General features: G+C 49.4%; 15 protein-coding genes, 17 tRNA genes and 2 rRNA genes. 5 read left to right on the top strand and 29 right to left on the bottom strand.

Features of this window, described 5'->3' with window-relative positions; genetic code table 11:
• The first annotated feature begins 7 nt into the window (after positions 1-7).
• Positions 8-847: a DUF6597 domain-containing transcriptional factor gene (locus M1D71_RS01525; protein ID WP_458124966.1), complete on the top strand. Its 840-nt coding sequence runs from the start codon at positions 8-10 to the stop codon at positions 845-847.
• A gap of 16 nt (positions 848-863) precedes the next feature.
• Here M1D71_RS01525 and M1D71_RS01520 read toward each other — a convergent pair whose 3' ends face one another.
• The gene (locus tag M1D71_RS01520; RefSeq protein ID WP_458124965.1) at positions 864-1,397 is read right to left on the bottom strand and encodes an MOSC domain-containing protein; all 534 of its coding nucleotides are present in this window, start codon (positions 1,395-1,397) and stop codon (positions 864-866) included.
• Between the two features lie 315 nt (positions 1,398-1,712).
• On the opposite strand from M1D71_RS01520, the gene M1D71_RS01515 reads away from it, so the two are divergent.
• From M1D71_RS01515 to M1D71_RS01505, 3 genes are all read left to right on the top strand, one after another.
• Positions 1,713-2,018, top strand: coding sequence for a DUF1304 domain-containing protein (locus M1D71_RS01515; protein ID WP_458127131.1), 306 nt, complete (start codon positions 1,713-1,715; stop codon positions 2,016-2,018).
• A gap of 116 nt (positions 2,019-2,134) precedes the next feature.
• A complete protein-coding gene (locus M1D71_RS01510; protein WP_458124964.1) occupies positions 2,135-2,935 on the top strand; it encodes a DUF4261 domain-containing protein in 801 nt (266 codons plus the stop codon).
• A 48-nt stretch (positions 2,936-2,983) separates the two neighbouring features.
• On the top strand, positions 2,984-3,118 hold the full coding sequence (locus M1D71_RS01505; protein WP_458124963.1) for a hypothetical protein: 135 nt from the start codon (positions 2,984-2,986) through the stop codon (positions 3,116-3,118).
• A 150-nt stretch (positions 3,119-3,268) separates the two neighbouring features.
• On the opposite strand, the gene M1D71_RS01500 is transcribed toward M1D71_RS01505, so the two are convergent.
• The gene (locus tag M1D71_RS01500; RefSeq protein WP_458124962.1) at positions 3,269-3,775 is read right to left on the bottom strand and encodes an N-acetyltransferase family protein; all 507 of its coding nucleotides are present in this window, start codon (positions 3,773-3,775) and stop codon (positions 3,269-3,271) included.
• Complete coding sequence (locus M1D71_RS01495) at positions 3,772-4,275, bottom strand: hypothetical protein (RefSeq protein ID WP_458124961.1); 504 nt, start codon at positions 4,273-4,275, stop codon at positions 3,772-3,774. The genes M1D71_RS01500 and M1D71_RS01495 overlap by 4 nt, the downstream gene beginning before the upstream one ends.
• Positions 4,276-4,590: 315 nt before the next feature.
• On the opposite strand from M1D71_RS01495, the gene M1D71_RS01490 reads away from it, so the two are divergent.
• On the top strand, positions 4,591-6,570 hold the full coding sequence (locus M1D71_RS01490) for a methyl-accepting chemotaxis protein (RefSeq protein WP_458124960.1): 1,980 nt from the start codon (positions 4,591-4,593) through the stop codon (positions 6,568-6,570).
• A 165-nt stretch (positions 6,571-6,735) separates the two neighbouring features.
• Here M1D71_RS01490 and M1D71_RS01485 read toward each other — a convergent pair whose 3' ends face one another.
• From M1D71_RS01485 to M1D71_RS01360, 26 genes are all read right to left on the bottom strand, one after another.
• Entirely contained in the window at positions 6,736-7,743 is a 1,008-nt protein-coding gene (locus tag M1D71_RS01485) for a LacI family DNA-binding transcriptional regulator (protein ID WP_458124959.1), read from the bottom strand.
• A gap of 247 nt (positions 7,744-7,990) precedes the next feature.
• The gene (gene iolB, locus M1D71_RS01480) at positions 7,991-8,797 is read right to left on the bottom strand and encodes a 5-deoxy-glucuronate isomerase (protein ID WP_458124958.1); all 807 of its coding nucleotides are present in this window, start codon (positions 8,795-8,797) and stop codon (positions 7,991-7,993) included.
• A 76-nt stretch (positions 8,798-8,873) separates the two neighbouring features.
• On the bottom strand, positions 8,874-9,926 hold the full coding sequence (gene iolG, locus M1D71_RS01475; protein WP_458124957.1) for an inositol 2-dehydrogenase: 1,053 nt from the start codon (positions 9,924-9,926) through the stop codon (positions 8,874-8,876).
• 73 nt (positions 9,927-9,999) lie between these two features.
• The gene (locus M1D71_RS01470; RefSeq protein WP_458124956.1) at positions 10,000-11,475 is read right to left on the bottom strand and encodes a CoA-acylating methylmalonate-semialdehyde dehydrogenase; all 1,476 of its coding nucleotides are present in this window, start codon (positions 11,473-11,475) and stop codon (positions 10,000-10,002) included.
• Between the two features lie 98 nt (positions 11,476-11,573).
• Positions 11,574-12,584, bottom strand: coding sequence for a 5-dehydro-2-deoxygluconokinase (gene iolC, locus M1D71_RS01465; protein ID WP_458124955.1), 1,011 nt, complete (start codon positions 12,582-12,584; stop codon positions 11,574-11,576).
• Positions 12,585-12,825: 241 nt separating this feature from the next.
• Positions 12,826-13,728, bottom strand: a complete 903-nt coding sequence (gene iolE / locus M1D71_RS01460) for a myo-inosose-2 dehydratase (RefSeq protein ID WP_458124954.1) — start codon at positions 13,726-13,728, stop codon at positions 12,826-12,828.
• Between the two features lie 149 nt (positions 13,729-13,877).
• Positions 13,878-15,743 carry a 3D-(3,5/4)-trihydroxycyclohexane-1,2-dione acylhydrolase (decyclizing) gene (gene iolD / locus M1D71_RS01455; RefSeq protein WP_458124953.1) on the bottom strand — a complete coding sequence of 622 codons (1,866 nt, stop codon included), beginning with the start codon at positions 15,741-15,743 and terminating at the stop codon, positions 13,878-13,880.
• A gap of 291 nt (positions 15,744-16,034) precedes the next feature.
• A tRNA-Gly gene (locus tag M1D71_RS01450) sits at positions 16,035-16,105 on the bottom strand.
• A 10-nt stretch (positions 16,106-16,115) separates the two neighbouring features.
• Positions 16,116-16,189, bottom strand: a tRNA-Pro gene (locus M1D71_RS01445).
• 7 nt (positions 16,190-16,196) lie between these two features.
• Positions 16,197-16,275 (bottom strand) — tRNA-Leu (locus M1D71_RS01440).
• Positions 16,276-16,292: 17 nt separating this feature from the next.
• Positions 16,293-16,369: transfer RNA gene (locus tag M1D71_RS01435), tRNA-Arg, on the bottom strand.
• Between the two features lie 6 nt (positions 16,370-16,375).
• Positions 16,376-16,450 (bottom strand) — tRNA-Gly (locus tag M1D71_RS01430).
• Between the two features lie 10 nt (positions 16,451-16,460).
• Positions 16,461-16,541 (bottom strand) — tRNA-Leu (locus M1D71_RS01425).
• A gap of 6 nt (positions 16,542-16,547) precedes the next feature.
• A tRNA-Lys gene (locus M1D71_RS01420) sits at positions 16,548-16,623 on the bottom strand.
• A gap of 9 nt (positions 16,624-16,632) precedes the next feature.
• Positions 16,633-16,718: transfer RNA gene (locus tag M1D71_RS01415), tRNA-Tyr, on the bottom strand.
• Positions 16,719-16,727: 9 nt separating this feature from the next.
• Positions 16,728-16,803: transfer RNA gene (locus M1D71_RS01410), tRNA-Thr, on the bottom strand.
• 19 nt (positions 16,804-16,822) lie between these two features.
• Positions 16,823-16,898: transfer RNA gene (locus tag M1D71_RS01405), tRNA-Phe, on the bottom strand.
• Positions 16,899-16,914: 16 nt separating this feature from the next.
• Positions 16,915-16,992 (bottom strand) — tRNA-Asp (locus tag M1D71_RS01400).
• 27 nt (positions 16,993-17,019) lie between these two features.
• Positions 17,020-17,093 (bottom strand) — tRNA-Met (locus M1D71_RS01395).
• A 19-nt stretch (positions 17,094-17,112) separates the two neighbouring features.
• A tRNA-Val gene (locus M1D71_RS01390) sits at positions 17,113-17,188 on the bottom strand.
• Between the two features lie 6 nt (positions 17,189-17,194).
• Positions 17,195-17,266, bottom strand: a tRNA-Glu gene (locus tag M1D71_RS01385).
• 4 nt (positions 17,267-17,270) lie between these two features.
• A tRNA-Asn gene (locus M1D71_RS01380) sits at positions 17,271-17,346 on the bottom strand.
• Between the two features lies 1 nt (position 17,347).
• Positions 17,348-17,423: transfer RNA gene (locus M1D71_RS01375), tRNA-Ala, on the bottom strand.
• Positions 17,424-17,457: 34 nt separating this feature from the next.
• Positions 17,458-17,531, bottom strand: a tRNA-Ile gene (locus M1D71_RS01370).
• A gap of 39 nt (positions 17,532-17,570) precedes the next feature.
• Positions 17,571-17,687, bottom strand: a 5S ribosomal RNA gene (gene rrf, locus M1D71_RS01365).
• A gap of 82 nt (positions 17,688-17,769) precedes the next feature.
• Positions 17,770-20,697: ribosomal RNA gene (locus M1D71_RS01360) — 23S ribosomal RNA — on the bottom strand.
• Positions 20,698-20,988 lie beyond the last annotated feature (291 nt).

The raw sequence follows: 20,988 nt of genomic DNA, 5'->3' as shown, positions 1-20,988 counted from the left end.
GTGTCGGATGAAACAGGTGGAACAAGGTGCCAGACCCAGTATGGGCCTGCTGAATCTGAATGAAGGTGACCATAAATATCAACTGACACGCCATGCTCCTTCCGAAGCACTTCGCCCTTTTGTTAAACACTACTGGATCGTATCATGGGATCTGACTGGACTTGAAGCGTATCCCCAACATGTCGTGCCCAACCCCTGTGTCAATTTGGTTGTGGAACGGAACAATACGTTTTTCTTCGGCCCATCGGGACGTAAATTCACCTATCTTGTGCGCGGGAAAGGTCGTGTTTTTGGCGTGAAGTTCAAACCAGGAGGGTTCTATCCCTTCCTCCGGGTACCTGTCTCTTCACTGTACGGACAACCGATGGATGTATCCAGTATTCTTGATGTCACAGCGAGCGCGATGGAAGAGCGGCTGCTTGGAGATGGGGATGATGCATATAAAATCAATTACATCGATCAGCTATTATCTGCACACCTTCCAGTTGAGGATGCTCAAACGACGCTGGTTAGCGGCATTGTGCAACAGATTGAACAGAACCGGGAGATGTTGAGAGTAGATGATCTGTCTTCATATTGGAATATTCATAAAAGAAAGCTCCAACGCCTGTTCAATCAGTATGTGGGCATCGGACCCAAAACCGTAATCAAGTTGTATCGTCTGCAGAATGCTGCAGAATCGATGGAGCAGGGGCTTCACTGTGATCTGGTTAAGCTGTCTCAAGATCTCGGATATCATGATCAATCCCACTTCATTCGAGATTTCAAATCTATTATCGGCAGTACACCGGAGGAGTATATGCACTCCAAACAACTGAATAGCGAGCGCCGCGGGCTAATGAATTAAAACCTGTCCTGAACAATCAGGACAGGCGAATGACTTCGATGGTATCCCCGGTATGGATTGCCCCTTCGCATTCTACCGAGCAGACAATCCCACGTTTTTTGCGAGCGGCTGGCACGAATTTTTTGCGCAAACCGTCTTGTTCGTAGAATTGCTCAATCATTTTTCCTGGATGCACACAGGGAAGGTTCTCCCCTTCGCATATTAACCCCGTCCCGTCCGGAAATAGAAGCCGAGTTCCAGCAGGCAGTTCAGTTAATCGATCAATGCCACGGACCAGCATATTGGCACCAAGCCACTCTGGACGCACTTCAGGAATGTTCATTTTCTCAGCAATAAGAGCACATTCCTCCTCTGACACCATACTGATCTGCCTGCGATTCGCAATCGGTGTACCCCGCTTGTAGATTTTCTGGCGTGAGTCCGCCGGACGAAGCAGACCATAATGGCGATCATTCGGAATTCCCGCAAGCTCAATATCGATAAAAGGGACGACTCGTGTCACAAATGTGGATGGATCATCAGCTAACAAAACGAATTGCACAGTTCCCATAGTGATCTCCTCTCTTTTTAGTGAATCGCTTCTTAATTGTTCATTATTACCCAATGGATGGTTTTTCGACAATCGGCGTATGCTTATCTTTGTACGATTTGTTTTATTTTAACATCATAAGCCCATAGTAAAATGAGAAACACTGATATATAATGCACAATTAAATTGTTAAAAATTAAATTTGCTCTTCCCGTTCTTGATGTAAAGATTTATACTAAGACGGACAAGTAAATAAATTACATATTAGAAAGCAAGGTGTTTCATTTGATTAGTATCATTTTTGTAGCTCTTGTAGCTGTCGAACACATCTATATCATGGTGATGGAGATGTTCATGTGGACTCGTCCACGCACAATGAAAACCTTCAATCTCACGCCCGAGTTCGCCAAATCTACCAAATCCCTCGCGGCCAACCAAGGCCTTTACAATGGATTTCTCGCTGCAGGTCTGATCTGGGGACTCGTATATCCGGATGCTGCCGTTGGACAGCATATTCAGATTTTCTTCCTGGCTTGTGTAATTATCGCGGCCCTCTATGGAGGAGTAACTGCTTCACGGTCAATCATTATCAAACAAGGATTGCCTGCGATCATAGCATTGTTTCTGGTCTTGTTCCTGTAATTTCCTGTCGATAGGTGCATTGCTGCGATTCATCTTAACTCCTTTATGGTAAGGTAGTGAATAGATAGCAGTGTACAATGACCAGAATCAATCTGGGATAGGAAGGAGAACATGTTATGGGATTGTTCGACAAGCTTCGACGGCGCAAAAAGGAGAACGTACCCACAGGCGGCACTGTAGAATCGACGAATTACAGTGAAACCATCGTGGGTTTTGTCCTGTTGGAGCGTGACGATTGTGATTTTGACCTCTTCATTAGGAACATGAAAAACGAGTGGGATATCAAGATTGAGGAACGCCCGGAGGAGGGCAATCTCTTTTTTGAGGTAAATGGAATGCAGGTGGTATGTGCTCACATTGCCGCGCCTGTACCTGACCGTGAAGTTGAGGAGAATGCCAAACTAAACATCCTTTGGCGAGAAGCAGAACAAGTCACCTCACGGCACCAGTCTCAGATTATCGTATCCGTTCTGAACGCAACAAATGCAATTGAGGGACATGTTCTGTTCACTCAGACTGCGAGTGCGTTATTACAGTTGAACCACGCACTTGCAATATATATGGCTCCGCTTGTTGTTGAAGCCCGCCAATATGTTGAGACGAGCCGCGGAATCAAGCATGATGAGTTGCCCGTCTCGCTCTGGATTTTCATCGGATTATTCCAAAATGCCGAAGGCGCTTCAGCTTATACTTACGGACTACGTAACTTCGGAAAAGAAGAATTGGAGATTATACAATCGTCTGAGTCCTTAAGTGATGTATTCGAGATGATGTTCATAACCACAACGTATGTCGTTGAAAAAGACGTTACATTGCATGACGGGGAAACACTTGGTTTCTCAGCAGAACAAAAGTTGAGCATTTCCCTTTCCAAAGGTGTAGCGACGGAAGGTAACAGTTTGAAGATTGGATTCTAAACTTACTTATGTGCTCGTGGAGCATCAGAAATACTGATAGAGTGGGGTATGAAGCGGGCCAGTGTAGCCATAGGCGGTGCGATCGCCAAAATGCAATTGAATCGGATTGCCAAAGAATCAGCACATCAGACTGAATTTCAATGGGAAACGTATGACGAGGCTTTGGCATTTTTGTTGAAATAAATCGAATTATTGCTACGCAAGTGTAAAGAGAATATGTGGATGCTACATGGCAAAAGGAAGGGCGTTTCCGATGAGGAAGCGCCTTTCCCTTTTAACGTACCACTGCGCTTGTTTAGTTTTTCTTCCTAAGTTAAAGAATGGATTTATCGCTTAAGATTCTGAAGCGCTCACTCGTACCATCGTTACCGATGTACCACATAGGCCTTTCTCCACAAATCCCATCCGCTTATATAAGCGAATCGCTTCGTTATCCGGGTCTACGCTGAGCGAGACTGCTTCAATTCCCCGCCGTTTGGCTTCATCCAGTGCAGTCTGAAGCAGTAAGGTGCCTACTCCTTTTCCGCGTGCATCTTCAATTACAGCCATCCCCATCTCTGGCGTAGCTGCATTCACATAACCGTATCCCGCATTCTGATCCATATAGAATCGTAATGTTATTGAACCTAATCTCTTCCCATACTGGTCTACCGCAACATACCCAAAATCCCCTTCTCTTCCCCAGTCTTCAACGTATTTGGATAGCTCAGGCGTATGTATACTTTCGAGTTGGAGAGGTTCATCACCTTCTCGTGTATGCAGGGATGCATATAACATCTCCCACAGAAAGGGGATATCCTGTTCCTCAATCGGACGTACATGATAGTCGGTCTTGGTCATGTTTGCTCCTCCTTCAACTTCTGATATAGGCGTTCCATCTCATTCAGATTAAACTCATTAGTAATCTCGTAATCCTCAAGTTGGTCTCTCGTTTTCGCCTCGCTGTAGATCGAGATGGATTTTTCATTATAAAACGTCAGTCCGAATCCATTGGTAAAGCGACCTTCTTTATTAATGGTAAGTCGCCATTCATAGTAATATGGACTCCTTTGAGCAGTATCGATATCCTTCATTTTTTTAAGTTCAACATCCTTCAACAGCTTCAGCATGTCTCTAATCTCTTTGGGATCTGTAATCGTCACTTCATCATCTTCATTATACGGATCTGCACTTGAAATTTTTCTAATGGTCAGTCGATCCAATCTATCCAGCATGCTCATATGATCTGTAACCTCTGCTCGAAACGTGGTGTGTTGCCCGGAAACATACATGGGTACCGCAATTGCCACAGCCACGATAATCGTGACGATACCCATAATCAGCTTGATTCGTTTACTCATCCCAATCCCCTCTCAATATCCACACAAACATATGAATTGGTAATTATTGATATTCTCAAGTATATCATCTCAATCTTTCTGTACCAATGTCATTTCTTATTCCTTACTTATCTAAAATTTGAACTAAAAATGACGATATACTTCATAAGCTCCATTCATTCTTACACATCCATGACATCCCGAGGCTATACTCGGCCAGTTTCAACAAGTGAGCATGATCAACAAATCGCTTGGAACAACATGTTCGCCACGCACGATAATATGTGATTTGAAGAAGTATAGGCGTGTAATTGTAAAACGCTTGGGGGAATTGAAATGAAGCTCAAACCAAAATTAATGATCATGTTTCTTGCCGCTGTGTTGATCACCGCACTGCCACTAGCTTCACTTGGCTTGGTTCAAACCGAAAAGCAAGCCACGCGTAATGTTGACTCCACACTGAATGGCTTAATGTCTTCTTCGGCAAATCAGTTGGACGGCTGGATCAGCAGTAATGCCAAAGTGATCGAAACGTTAGGTTTTGTCATCCAGGAAGGCGTGCCCGAGGGAGAACTCACGCAAGAATACTTTAACATTATGAAGCTTGGCAGTAATAAAGAGAGCCTGTCGGATCTATATTACGGGTCAGAAGAAGAAGGCAGCTTCATGAATGGTTCAGACTGGACTCCCGATTCAGATTATGATCCAAGACAGCGTCCTTGGTATCAGAAAGCGAAGCAGGCTAATCAGTTAACATTCTCTGATCCCTATCTGGATATGATGTCGGAGCAATATGCGGTGTCGATTGCCATGCCGGTCCAAAATAAAGACGGCGCATTGCAAGGGGTTGTCGCAGGCGACTTGTTGCTCTCTACACTTACCGATACCGTGGCAAAAATAAATCTGAATGGGTTGGGCTACACCTTTTTAATCGATAAAAACGGACTACTTCTGGCTCACCCTGACGATAAACTGGTGAACACCTCCGCCAAGGAAAATACAGAGTTAAACCCGCTGCTGGCAGATATGCAGACGAATCCGTCAGGTCAGAAGCCATTCCAATATAACGATGAGAAATATCTGTTGTTCTATCATCAGATTCCAAGCACCGGCTGGGTTGTAGGCTCCATCATCTCCGAGAAGCTGGCCTACGCTGAGTATTATGAATTGCGCAATAACTACATTCTCATTATCGGCATTACGTTATTGGTTGTGCTGGCAAGTGCCTATTGGATCGCAACACTCTTCATCAAGCCACTGAGAAGTCTGCATGGAACGTCCCGCCAGATGTCGAGTGGTGATTTTACAGGACGGGTGCAGATCAAAGGCAAAGATGAGTTCGCTGAACTTGGCATGGCATTCAATCAGATGTCCGATCAGCTTAGCTCGCTGTTCAGACAAGTAACGGCTTCTGCCGATCGCGTACAAAGTATCTCAGGTGAGATGCAAGAGCATACAGATAACACCAAGCGCATCGCAGAGCAGATCTCCATTGCCACTGATGAACTCGCTCAAGGCTCCAGTACACAGGCTGAATCCGTGTATGATGGCTCAAGCCGTCTGTCGGAGATGAGTGATAGTGTCGGCGGCATTAATCGCAGTGTCGAGCAGTCCGTAACGATGATGCGTGAGGCAGGAGAAGCCATGCTGGCTGGACTACAGGCGGTAGATCACCAGGTGGAACTTTCGGATGGCAACCGCCAATCGATTGACCGTGTAGGTGAATCCATCACCCTACTGGCAGACAAATCACAGAAGATTGAGGGCATCGTCAGCATGATTCAAGCTATTGCCTCCCAGACCAACCTGCTGGCCCTGAACGCTTCCATTGAAGCAGCCAGAGCGGGTGAACATGGACGTGGATTCGCAGTGGTTGCCGAGGAAGTGCGCAAACTGGCTGAACAATCCGCAGGCTCTGCTCAGGATATTATCGTATTGCTGAATGAAATTCAGTCAGCTAGCCGCCAAAGTGTGAGCGAAGTCGATTCTACTGAACATGGTATTGAGCAGCAGGTCACTGCCGTGCATGAGATGCGCAATTCGTTTATGCGAATCAAGCAATCCATTGAAGGCATCGACAACCAGCTTCAACAAGTATCGTCTGCAACAACCGAATTGGATAACAGCTCTGGCAAGATTGCTGAAGTGATCTCCAGTGTTGCGGCCATGTCCGAACAGAGCGCCGCTTCAACGGAGGAGGTTGCCTCTTCGACGCAAGAACAGTTCAATTATATTACCAGTATCTCGGAACGCTCCAATGAACTGGCTCAACAAGCCAATACGCTCGCTGAAGAAGTGAAAAAGTTCAAGATATAAATCAACAAGCCGCGATCTCCCATAGGGTGAACGCGGCTTGTTTAATATGTTACGTTACATATTAAGTATGAGAGATGGAACGGCACTCGTATCTGCATAAAAGAATATGACACATGTATGCATAGACTCATGGCTGGTCAACGTACGCAGGAAGCGTCATTGTTTTCAGCCCAATACACGGCCTGCTGATTCTCGGATGACCAGTTCGGGCTTCAGGACAATCTTCTGTGGTTCATTTCGCTCATCCTTCAGCTCTTCAATCAACAGATCTACAGCGCGATGCCCCAGATCTTCAATCGGCTGGGCAACCGTCGTAAGCGGTGGACTGGTTACAGAGGCCAGAATGGTATTATCAAATCCGATAATCGACACATCCTCTGGCACGCGTAGGCCCAGCTCTTTGGCTGCCTGAAGTGCACCGATGGCCTGAATGTCATTACAGCAGAACAAGCCTGTTGGGTGATCGTTCTCACCAAGCAGCAGTAACGCCTCTTTTTTGGCCGAGCTCAGGTCAGCCGCCGATTCTCTGATCTGATTCGGTTCCAGCGTATATCCCGCCTTATTCAACGTTTCGCGGAATCCACGCACACGTTCCTGACTACTGCTGACTTTGGACGGTTCCGACAGCACTGCTACACGAGTATGCCCAAGTTCAAGCAGATGCTGTGCTGCAAGCGTGCCGCCAAGCAAGTCGTCAATGGTGACTGTATGCACCGACAGTGAGGGCATATGGCGAGCAATCAAAGCGACAGGGATGGACTGTTGCAAGAGAGGTGACAAGATGTCGGCATTATCGATCCCCGTTCCGATCATCATGCCATCTACCCTTTTTTGCTGGAGCAGATTCAGGTAACGCTCTACCCGCTCGTCCTTATTATCGGTACTGCAGATGACCACGCTGTATCCCAATTGACGGCTTCGATCCTCCACCGCTCTGGCGAGTTCTGCAAAATACGGGTTGGATATGTCCGGTACGAGCAGTCCCAATGTATATGTCTGCTTACCTGTAAGTGCGGCTGCGATCGCGCTGGGTTGATAGTGAAGGCGTTCCATGATCTCCATAATCTCGGCGCGCCGCTTCTCGCTGATCTTGCCTTTGCCATTAATGACCTGTGAGACGGTTGCAATAGATACACCCGCCTCGCGTGCGATATCGTATATGGTTGCTTTCATTGTTTTTCCCCATTTGTGCTATATATAAGTTTCGTTATACATGAATCAATTTCATAATACCTTTAGCTGCTTCAATCAAGGCTAAATATAGATCAAAATGGTTCAATTTGTCTATATTTAGTTACAGAAATCCATTTTTAGTGAGTTATGAAATTGATCGCATAGATAATTGTTCTCTTCTCATTATGCAGGGGGAAGTCTGCATACGCAACTTGGAGCCAGCACAATGTGCTCAGCATAAACCGTTTTACTTTTTCATCAACCACTCGTGGTCAGGGTCATTATGGAATTTCCAAGTCCGGGTTGGTCCAGCCATTACGTTCAAATAGTACACCTCATAACCGGGAGGAGCACCTACTGGATGATATCCGTCCGGAACAAGCACCACTTCACCGTTCTTCACTGCAAGTGTCTCATCCACAGAACGATCATCCGTGTATATCCGCTGAATGGCAAACCCCTGTTCAGGCTGTACACGGAAATAATACGTTTCTTCCAGCAAAGATTCATCTGGGAGTGCGTCCCGATCATGCTTATGTGGCGGGTAACTAGACCAATGCCCATCGGGTGTAAATACCTCAACAACGAGCAAACTGTCCGCTTCCTTCTGCTCCGGCAAAATGTTGTGAATCTGGCGCTCCAGATTGCCATAACCTCTCGCCTCTACTCCTACATCTTCCGGTGCAATGAGACGGGCCGGATACGTGCCTTTACCGGGTGCAACACATATAGCGATTTCCAGTTCGGTACGTGCTGTGATCTGCACTTGATCGGAAGTTGAGACGTAGACCGAATACGGGGGGATTTTCTCGAAAACACTCATTCTTTTCCCGATATTATCCCATGTGTTCTCCCGAGTACTTACATTAGCGAAGCCGCTGAGAAGCACCACACAGAGTTCCTGATCACCACTCTCACGGGTTAGCGTCTCCCCCTCCGCCAGCTTCGCTACCTGAAAGCCAACATACTCCCACCCAGCCGATTCCGGTGTTACGTTTATAAGCGTACCGTCTCCCTCCGGGTTGGACACGGGTTTCACAATACGTTCTGACATCTTGTCATCCACTCCTTTCTGTAGTCGTCCACAACAACTATAAAAAACAAAAGCTTTAACTATTAGGAAAATCCACCTATGGCGTTGCCGTTTGCGATTCCAGTGATACCCCAGGAACTTCACTCAGCTTCACAGGTCTTCCCTGCTCCATCGACATCTTCGCTGCCAGCGCAATTCGTTCTGCCTGTACGGCATCGTGGCCATCTACGATAACGGGTGTATCATGGATGATCGCATCGATAAAGAGGGCTGTCTCCTGCACATACGCTTCATTGTAGCGTTCCAGGAAAAAGTGCAATGGTTTGTCGCGCATGAGCCCAGTTGCTGTACTAATCTCAGCCGTATTGGGATGATCGTTCGCCGCTGTGGCGCTGCCCTTCGAGCCGAATACTTCGACTCGCTGATCATACCCATATACAGCCTGACGGCTGTTATCAATAACACCAATCGCTCCATTAGCAAAAGTCATCGTAACAATTGCTGTATCCACATCGCCATGTTCTGCAAAGACCGGATTGATCAGCACGTTGCCCTGAGCGTACACTTCTTCCACTTCACTCCCGGACAGATACCGAGCCATGTCAAAGTCGTGGATCATCATGTCCATGAAGATCCCGCCAGACACCCGGATGTACTCCGCAGGCGGTGGGCTCGGGTCGCGAGAAGTAATCTTGATAATATGCGGATCACCAATCGTACCATCCTGCACATGTGCACGTACCCGTCTGAAGTTGTGATCGAAGCGGCGGTTAAACCCGATTTGCAGCTTCACGCCAGCCTTTTGCACTGCTGCTACAGCCGCTTGGGTCTGCGCTAGATCCATGCTCACCGGCTTTTCACAGAAGATGTGTTTCCCTGCCTGAGCGGCCTGTTCAATCAACGGTACATGTGTGTCTGTTGAAGAACAGATCAGCACAGCATCTACATTAGGCATTGAGATCAACTGGCTACTGTCTGTCGTTACAACAGGAATGCCTCGTCTGGAGGCCCAAGCCTCAAGTTCAGGACCGGCGAACAAGTCACTGATTCCCACAATCTCGGCATGCGGGTTGCGCAGAAGATTGTCTGCATGAATTTTGCCGATCCGTCCAGCACCGATGATGCCAATTCTCACTTTGTCCTTGCCCATTCCGTTATCCTCCCTATGTGCGTCCATATGGGCTTGGCGTTCCCCTTAGCCCGAGTTATGCTCTGGTTGGTTATTACCAGCGTGCCGTTACCATCTTCTTGCGAGTGTAGAACTCAACACCATCCGTGCCATTGGCATGCAGATCACCGTAGAAGGACTTTTTCCAGCCGGAAAACGGGAAGAATGCCATTGGCGCAGGTACGCCCAGGTTAATCCCCAACATGCCCGCATCAATTGTTTCACGGAATTGACGCATACTCGCCCCGCTGCGGGTGAACAGACACGCACCATTACCAAAGTCGGAACGGTTCGCCAGCTCCACAGCTTCCTCCAGCGTAGACACTCTTGCTACCGAGAGTACGGGAGCAAAGATCTCATCCTGCCAGATTTTCATATTACTCTGCACTTGGTCGAATACTGTCGGTCCTACAAAATAACCGGATTCCCCTGTCGCTTGATCCTTACGTCCATCCCGGATCAAAGCCGCGCCTTCCAGCTCTCCGGCTTCAATGTAACGGAGTGTGCGCTCTTTATGTGGTCCACGGATTACGGGACCGAGGAACACACCCTCATCCATGCCGTTACCGATGGTAATGCGATCTGCTGCTTCCACCAACTTTTGTACGAGTGTGTCAGCCACATCACCTACAGCTACAACAACCGAACAGGCCATGCAACGTTCTCCTGCTGAACCAAAAGCTGCACTCGTAATCTCTTTCACCGTCAGATCCAGATCGGCGTCCGGCATAACGATCGAGTGGTTCTTGGCACCCGCGAGTGCCTGTACCCGTTTGCCATGCTTGGATGCAGTGGTGTAGACATATTCAGCCACAGGCTGTGAGCCGACAAAAGAGATCGCTTGAACATCCTTGTGTTCCAGCAGACCGTTCACGACATCATGCGCACCGTGAACGATGTTGAGCACACCGTCCGGAAGCCCTGCTTCCTTGAACAGCTCTGCCAAGCGGCCTGCCAGCAGCGGTGTACGCTCGGACGGCTTCAGAACAAAGGTGTTACCACACGCAATAGCCAGCGGGAACATCCAGCAAGGGACCATCATCGGGAAGTTGAACGGGGTAATTCCCCCAATTACGCCGATTGGGTACCGGTACATGCCCGACTCCAGTCCTGTTGCGATGTCAGGCAGTTGTTTACCCATCATCAGATTCGGGGCACCTGCCGCGAATTCGACGCATTCAATGCCACGCAATACTTCACCGTACGCTTCGGCGTAGCTTTTGCCGTTCTCCAGTGTTACCAAGCGAGCGAGCTCTTCCCAATGCTCCACTAGCAGCTGCTGGTAGCGGAACAGAATACGTGCACGGCGTGGAACCGGTGTGCCGCTCCAGGATTTGAATGCTTCCCGTGCCGTCTGTACGGCCAGATCTACGTCCGCTTGTTCAGACAGTGGCACGTGTGCAATAACCTCTTCTGTAGCCGGGTTCACAACCGGCTCCGTACGAGTTGCCGCTGGGGTTACCCAGGCACCTCCGATCCAGTTTTGTACCATTGTCGCTGTTGCAGATGCTTCAGAAATCCCTTTTCCCATAGCCCTGTCTCCCTTCGCTTATGTGTGATCGCTTATGTCCAACTTGTTCATTGTTATAGATCTGTATGAGCACGTTATTCAAAGTATTGCAACGTCCTTCAGGACACGGTAATCTCGCCCCGATTGCAACGTTCGATGTAATCATTCACCTGTTCTACCGTTGGCATCGCATCCGAACAGCTGTGGCTCGAAATGACGATACTTGCTGCCCCACTGCCGTACGCCATACTGCGCTCAATCGTCCAGCCCTGCATCAATCCATACAGGAACCCTGCCGCATAGGAGTCGCCTGCACCGAACGTTTTGACCACTTTTGCCGGATAGCTGTCAGCACGGTGGGAAAGCCCTTCACGCGTATAAGCAATGGACCCTTCCTTGCCGTGTTTGATTACAACGATGTTGGCTGAGAAATCAAACCATTTCTGTGCAGTTATCTGATCGCTATGATCTGGATTATGGTCGAATGTCTCCATCATGTCGAACTCTTCACGTGTGCCCAGGATGATATCGCATTTCTCGGCTGCGAGGTTGTAATACACCGCTGTCTCTTCATCTGATGTCCATGTGTATGGACGATAGTCCAGATCAAACACAATAACTGTGCCATGCTTTTTTGCATATGTTAGTGCCTGTAATACGGCTTCACGGGATGGGCTCTGAGCGAGAGCCGTGCCTGAGATTAGCAGTACTTTGGAGTCGGCAATTAACTGCTCTTGTACCTCTTGCGCCTGTAATAACAGATCAGCTACATTGTCCCGGTACATCAGGATACTGCAATCGGCTGGGCTCTTGATTTCGGTAAAAGCAAGCCCGGTCACCGCTCCGGTGTCATCTGTCACCACATTTGATGTGTCGATGCCGTTCTTCTCCAAATAACTCTGGATGAATCTGCCCATCTGGTCACCTGCGATTTTGCCGATAAAAGCTGTCTCCATACCCAGCCTGGACATGCCAATCGTAATGTTGGCTGGAGAGCCACCCACATATTTCGTGAACGTCATCGTCTCTTCCATCGGGCGATTGATCTCATTGGCATTCAAGTCGATACACAGACGGCCAATCGCGGTGAAATCCTTCTTCCTTGATTCTGGAAAGGATACATAGGTCATTGCATGTGAGCCCCTTTCTGTGTTGAGATTTAACATGGTTTGTGGTTTGTATGGATATCTAGACCAGTTACTCATTCCATCGTGAGGACTCGTAAACGGTTAGAGTAGGTCAGTATTTATTTTCCAATCGTAACGTAATACTCTTGCTGGCCTTCTTCATTTCTATCCCGCGAGAGGACTCGAACCTCCACGGTTCCTTCACTTCATGGGTATATTCCTCTCCCCATCGCTATGCCTGGTATCAGCTCTGCTGGTATAACGCCTTCATATAGTTCAAAGATCGCTTCGCATACTCATACGGGTTATGAATTGCAGGGTCCTGTTCTCCTTCAAGCATCGCCCAGCCATCGTACCCTCGTGTAATCAGTTCCTGAAGAATGGGAGCAAAATCAATGCATCCATCCCCTGGTACGGTGAACACCCCTCTACGAATACAGCCGACAAAATCAGACTGCTCCGCACGTGCTTCATCCAGCACATGGGGGCGGATATCCTTCAGATGGATATAAGCGATCCGGTCATAATGTTTACGCAGCAGTTCAAGCGGATCAGCTCCACCATAGTAGGCATGACCTGTGTCATAGAGCAGATACACGAGAGAAGGATCTGTCAGCTCCATCAGTCGATCGATCTCATCCGGTTGTTCTACCACCGTGCCTCCATGATGATGGTATGTGAGCTTCAACCCGTGTTCCCGGGCAATGGCTCCTGCTTCATTTAACCCTTCAGCGAGGATATGCCATTCGGATTCCCTGAGTCTGAGCACTTCTTTTTCATTCGGTGTCCGTCTTGGATCAAAATGAAGTGACCCACCTACCTCCGCCGTACTGATCACCTTACTGCCCATGGATTGCAGGAATTCCGCATGTCTGCGATAACCGTCCAACTCCGACTGACGATACGCCGGATCAGAGAACAGTACCGATTTCCACTGGGAGACTAGATTGATATTCCTCTTGCTCAGTTCTTCACGCAGTATAGCGGGATCGGTTGGATACTTACGTCCCATCTCTGTACCTGTCAGCCCAAGACGCTGAATGTCATCCAGAATCTGTGCACACGTTGTGGCATCGCCATGCTCCTTCACATCTTCCCCGACCCAATTGATCGGATGAATCCCAAGCTGGAATGGCAGCTTGCTCATTGCTCCACGTCTCCTTTGTCGTTCAACATTGTAGTTCAATCGGAATGTAGTACTCATAGTTTCAATTCGATAAATACGTCCACTGATCTCATACTGTGGGGGAGTTCAGATAAGGCTACATTTTAGAAGGAATACTCTATTAAATCAGATTAAAAAGGTCTTGCTTTGGCACGGTTTGCTTGCATGGTGTGATGCGCATGAACTACCTTTTCCTCGGCAGATACTTCTGGCACACCTACATTCCACCATGACTCATAACCACCTGCATTGGTTCCAGGCACGACCGGAATCTCAATCAACGTACTCACCGTTTCGTTCTTCGCATCTCGGATTGCTTGTTCCAGCTGTTCTGCCGTCTCCGCTCTATAGGATTTGGCTCCCATGCTTCGGGCGTGAGCTGCAAAGTCCATTGGCATGTAGTCCCCGGTCAATCGTCCACTTTCTGACTCCCGATAACGGAACTCATTGCCGAACCCGTCACTACCATGTTCCCGCTGCAAATTATGAATACACTGGAATCCATTGTTGTTGAATAATAGAACGGTCATCTTCTTCTGTTCCTGCAAACTGGTCACAAACTCCGAATGCAGCATCAGATAACTGCCATCCCCTACCATGGCGTACACTTCACGATCTGGCTCGGCAAGTGCTGCTCCGAACGCTCCGCTTACCTCGTACCCCATGCAGGAGAACCCATACTCCATATGATATGTTTTTGGTTCAGACGCACGCCACAGACGATGCAGATCACCTGGCAGACTACCTGCCGCACACACGATGACGGAAGATGGATCAATCGTCCGGTTAACTACGCCGACTGCTGTAGTCTGTGCCAGCCCTGCTTCATGTTCTGCTCCATACAGCCTATCCACTTCTGCATTCCACTCAGCGCGGAGATCAGCGACTTCGGATGAGCCATAGGCACTGCGGTATTGTCTTTGCTGCAATTCCTTTTGCAAAGCCTGCAATCCTTCTCGTGCATCCGCCAAAATGGCTTCCCCACCAAGCTTGGCAGCATCCATGCCGTTCAGGTTGATGTTAATGAATGACGCTTCCGGATGTTGAAAAGCAGAGCGGGACGCCGTCGTAAAATCCGAGAACCGCGTACCGACGCCGATCACCACATCCGCTTCTCTCGCCAGCCTATTGGCTGCCAGAGAGCCAGTAACCCCGATGGCTCCCACATTCAGTGGGTGGTCCCAAGAGACTGCGCTCTTGCCCGCCTGCGTCTCGGCGATCGGAATACCAAATGCCTCGGCGAACTCGACGAGCTGGGCGGATGCCTCAGAGTACAACACACCGCCGCCTGCAACGAGCAGCGGCTTTCTGCCTCGGGCAATCTGCTGCGTTGCCCGTTCAATGGCTGCCTGTACCGGGGGGCGACGGTCCAGATAGTGTACTTTGCGGGCGAAGAACGATTCAGGATAATCGTACGCCTCTGCCTGCACATCCTGCGGCAGTGCGAGCGTAACAGCTCCCGTCTCTGCCGGGTCGGTAAGCACACGCATGGCCTGTGCAGCAGCAATCATCAACTGTTCAGGACGAACTATGCGATCCCAGTATTTACTGACGGCTTTGAATGGATCAGTGGCTGAGATTGTATAATCACTACTCACTTCCAACTGCTGAAGTACCGGGTCTGGTTCCCGTGTAGCAAAGTTATCTCCAGGAAGCAATAAAACCGGAATCCGGTTCACCGTTGCGGTAGCCGCTGCTGTAATCATATTTAAAGCACCCGGACCAATGGATGTTGTACATGCATAGATTTGTCTGCGGTTCTTCTGTTTGGCGTAGGCCGCTGCCGTATGCACCATACCTTGTTCGTTCTTCCCTTGCATATACGTCAGGCTTCCCGAACTGCGCTCCAACGCTTCTCCAATGCCAGTTACGTTGCCATGTCCAAAGATGCCGATGATCCCTTTCACAAACTTGGTTTCCACACCGTCAACCGAGATATATTGCTGATCCAGGTATCGAAGCAGTGCCTGAGCCATCGTTAATCGAATGGTTGTCATGAATTGATCGCCTTCCTTTCCTTTACGGGTTAAGCGCTTAATCTACGTTAAGTTTAAGCGCCTTACCCCTAAAGGTTAAGCGCTTAATTGATATGGTATTACAGGCTGATGATTTACGCAAGCTATTTTTGTAAGCGTTTTATAAATTGCGATAAAACAACGGTAATTTATTGTTGTAAGATCTGTTAGACCTGCTTCATTTGAGAGCTCTCCACAATAATCGCCAATATACCTATGAATGCAAAAAAAGAAAGAGACGGTGAGTACCATCTCTTTCTTTTACGATATATAAGCGGGTGATGGGAATCGAACCCACGCTATTAGCTTGGAAGGCTAAAGTTCTACCATTGAACTACACCCGCATAACAACAATCGGGATGACACGATTTGAACATGCGACCCCCTGGTCCCAAACCAGGTGCTCTACCAAGCTGAGCTACATCCCGTTATATATACCGGCGAGAGGACTCGAACCTCCACGGTTTCCCACTCGATTTTGAGTCGAGCGCGTCTGCCATTCCGCCACGCCGGCAAAATATGAAGTTATAATGGCGCGCCCTGAGAGATTCGAACTCCCGGCCTTTTGATTCGTAGTCAAACGCTCTATCCAGCTGAGCTAAGGGCGCAAATATTGGAGCGGAAGACGGGAATCGAACCCGCGACCCTCGCCTTGGCAAGGCGATGCTCTACCGCTGAGCCACTTCCGCAAATAAAGAATGCGCGTGGAGGGACTTGAACCCCCACGTCAAAGACGCTAGATCCTAAGTCTAGTGCGTCTGCCAATTCCGCCACACGCGCATATGATGGTGAGTCATGAAGGGCTCGAACCTTCGACACCCTGATTAAAAGTCAGGTGCTCTACCAACTGAGCTAATGACTCATAGAAAACTGGTGGAGGATGATGGATTCGAACCACCGAACCCGTACGGGAGCAGATTTACAGTCTGATGCGTTTGGCCGCTTCGCTAATCCTCCAGGATTACATGGTGCCGGCGAGAGGACTTGAACCCCCAACCTACTGATTACAAGTCAGTTGCTCTACCAGTTGAGCTACACCGGCGTATAACAGGTGTTATATATGGTGGCTCGGGACGGAATCGAACCGCCGACACGAGGATTTTCAGTCCTCTGCTCTACCGACTGAGCTACCGAGCCTTACTATATTAAAAAATGGCGGAACCGACGGGATTCGAACCCGCGATCTCCTGCGTGACAGGCAGGCATGTTAGGCCAACTACACCACGGTTCCAGATCACTTTCCCAAAGGAAAGTATAATTGCGGGGGCAGGATTTGAACCTGCGGCCTTCGGGTTATGAGCCCGACGAGCTACCGGGCTGCTCCACCCCGCGTCGTTATAAAAGTTATATATGGTGGAGGCTGAGGGGATCGAACCCCCGACCCTCTGCTTGTAAGGCAGATGCTCTCCCAGCTGAGCTAAGCCTCCATATTATGACCCGTAGGGGATTCGAACCCCTGTTACCTCCGTGAAAGGGAGGTGTCTTAACCCCTTGACCAACGGGCCTTACTGGCTCCCCGAACAGGGCTCGAACCTGTGACAACTCGATTAACAGTCGAGTGCTCTACCAACTGAGCTATCAGGGAATGGTGGAGCCAAGCGGGATCGAACCGCTGACCTCCTGCTTGCAAGGCAGGCGCTCTCCCAGCTGAGCTATGGCCCCATACACTGTTGTATTTCTTGTTGTGGTATTACTATGGGCCCTGGTGGACTCGAACCACCGGCCTCACCCTTATCAGAGGTGCGCTCTAACCAACTGAGCTAAGGGCCCTTATCAAATTTCGAAAAAAAATACCCCCAAAGGGGTTTCGCTTGGCGGCGTCCTACTCTCCCAGGACCCTGCGGTCCAAGTACCATCGGCGCTAGAGGGCTTAACGGTCGTGTTCGGGATGGGTACGTGTGGAACCCCTCCGCCATCGCCACCAAACGTATAGCTTAGCTTACATTTCAGAGTTGTTGTTCTCTGAAAACTAGATTCGAAACGAAACATGCGAATTCAAACTTGCAAATTGGATAAGCCCTCGACCGATTAGTACTGGTCAGCTCCATGCATTGCTGCACTTCCACCCCCAGCCTATCTACCTCGTCGTCTTCAAGGGGTCTTACATACTGGGAAATCTCATCTTGAGGGGGGCTTCACGCTTAGATGCTTTCAGCGTTTATCCCTTCCGTACATAGCTACCCAGCGGTGCTCCTGGCGGAACAACTGGTACACCAGCGGTACGTCCATCCCGGTCCTCTCGTACTAAGGACAGCTCCTCTCAAATTTCCTACGCCCACGACAGATAGGGACCGAACTGTCTCACGACGTTCTGAACCCAGCTCGCGTACCGCTTTAATGGGCGAACAGCCCAACCCTTGGGACCTACTTCAGCCCCAGGATGCGATGAGCCGACATCGAGGTGCCAAACCTCCCCGTCGATGTGGACTCTTGGGGGAGATAAGCCTGTTATCCCCAGGGTAGCTTTTATCCGTTGAGCGATGGCCCTTCCATGCGGTACCACCGGATCACTAAGCCCGACTTTCGTCCCTGCTCGACTTGTAGGTCTCGCAGTCAAGCTCCCTTATGCCTTTGCACTCTTCGAATGATTTCCAACCATTCTGAGGGAACCTTTGGGCGCCTCCGTTACTCTTTAGGAGGCGACCGCCCCAGTCAAACTGCCCACCTGACACTGTCCCCGCACCGGATTACGGTACCAGGTTAGAACCTAGATACGATCAGGGTGGTATCCCAACGTTGCCTCCACGCAAGCTGGCGCTCACGCTTCAAAGGCTCCCACCTATCCTGTACAGATCGTACCCAAATTCAATATCAAGCTGCAGTAAAGCTCCATGGGGTCTTTCCGTCTTGTCGCGGGTAACCTGCATCTTCACAGGTATTAAAATTTCACCGGATCTCTCGTTGAGACAGCGCCCAAGTCGTTACGCCATTCGTGCGGGTCAGAATTTACCTGACAAGGAATTTCGCTACCTTAGGACCGTTATAGTTACGGCCGCCGTTTACTGGGGCTTCGGTTCACAGCTTCGGGATTACTCCCTAACCACTCCCCTTAACCTTCCAGCACCGGGCAGGCGTCAGCCCGTATACTTCGCCTTACGGCTTCGCACAGACCTGTGTTTTTGCTAAACAGTCGCTTGGGCCTTTTCACTGCGGCCCCCTCGTGCTATTCACACTACCGGGGCACCCCTTCTCCCGAAGTTACGGGGTCATTTTGCCGAGTTCCTTAACGAGAGTTCTTCCGCGCGCCTTAGAATACTCTTCTCGCCTACCTGTGTCGGTTTGCGGTACGGGCACCATCACCTGGCTAGAGGCTTTTCTTGGCAGTGTGAGATCATGACCTTCGCTACTGTAATTTTCACTCCCCATCACAGCTCAGCCTTACGATGTGCGGATTTGCCTACACATCAGCCTTACTGCTTAGACGGACATCCATCAGTCCGCGTCACTACCCTACTGCGTCCCCCCATTGCTCATAACGGCTTACGGTGGTACAGGAATTTCGACCTGTTGTCCTTCGACTACGCCTTTCGGCCTCGCCTTAGGTCCCGACTTACCCTGAGCGGACGAGCCTTCCTCAGGAACCCTTAGGCTTTCGGCGGATCAGATTCTCACTGATCTTTTCGTTACTCATACCGGCATTCTCACTTGTATAATGTCCAGCGCTCCTTACGGTACACCTTCAACCCTTATACAACGCTCCCCTACCCCTGATACATCGTATCAAGCCATAGCTTCGGTGGTGTGTTTAGCCCCGTTACATTTTCGGCGCAGAGTCACTCGACCAGTGAGCTATTACGCACTCTTTAAATGATGGCTGCTTCTAAGCCAACATCCTGGTTGTCTGTGCAACTCCACATCCTTTCCCACTTAACACACACTTGGGGACCTTAGCTGATGGTCTGGGCTGTTTCCCTTTTGACAATGGATCTTAGCACTCACTGTCTGACTCCCGGAAGTAAGTCTATGGCATTCGGAGTTTGACTGAGCTTGGTAACCCTTGCGGGCCCCGCACCCAATCAGTGCTCTACCTCCACGACTCTGTTTTCCGAGGCTAGCCCTAAAGCTATTTCGGGGAGAACCAGCTATCTCCGAGTTCGATTGGAATTTCTCCGCTACCCCCACCTCATCCCCGCATTTTTCAACATGCGTGGGTTCGGGCCTCCAGTGCGTGTTACCGCACCTTCACCCTGGACAGGGGTAGATCACCCGGTTTCGGGTCTACGTCCACGTACTATGTCGCCCTATTCAGACTCGCTTTCGCTGCGGCTCCGGCTCTTCACCTTAACCTTGCACGGGAACGTAACTCGCCGGTTCATTCTACAAAAGGCACGCCATCACCCCTAAAACGGGCTCTGACTTTTTGTAAGCACACGGTTTCAGGTTCTATTTCACTCCCCTTCCGGGGTGCTTTTCACCTTTCCCTCACGGTACTGCTTCACTATCGGTCGCTAGGAAGTATTTAGCCTTGGCAGATGGTCCTGCCGGATTCATACGGGGTTTCACGTGCCCCGCACTACTCGGGATCCGTCTCGGAGGGAACAGACTTTCAATTACAGGGCTTTTACCTTCTTTGGCGGGCCTTTCCAGACCTCTTCGCTTAACCGGTTCCTTTGTAACTCCATGTGAGACGTCCCACAACCCCAAAGAGCAAGCTCTCTGGTTTGGGCTTCTCCGCGTTCGCTCGCCGCTACTGACGGAATCACTATTGTTTTCTCTTCCTCAGGGTACTTAGATGTTTCAGTTCCCCTGGTATGCCTCTACACAACCTATGTATTCAGTTGTGAGTAACTGGAAATTACCCCAGCTGGGTTTCCCCATTCGGACACCCCCGGATCAAAGCTTGCTTACAGCTCCCCGAGGCAGTTTCGTTGTTCGCCACGTCCTTCATCGGCTCCTAGCGCCTAGGCATCCTCCGTGTGCTCTTAGTAGCTTAACCATATTGCTCCGGTTTTGACTGCTCGCTTCCCTTGTTTTGCTTGCGCAAAGCCAAAAGTCACTCCCATTCAATACCATCGCAAAAGCAATTAACTACCGTTTTTATTGAAACTTGTTTACACAAGTTCAGCTAAAAAGGAATGTTCTAATTCGCATTTACTTTCGTTTCGATATCTAGTTTTCAAAGAACAAGCTCCATGCAAAAGCAAGCTGTTTGAGAGTTTGAGCTCTCAAAACTGAGCAACGAGTGAGTGTTTTGCAGCTAAGCTGCGTATTTGAATGTTTCCACGCG

Source organism: Paenibacillus sp. Z3-2 (assembly GCF_054161325.1).
Note: the sequence above shows the minus strand (reverse complement) of the source record. Positions and strands in the feature narration are given on the sequence as shown.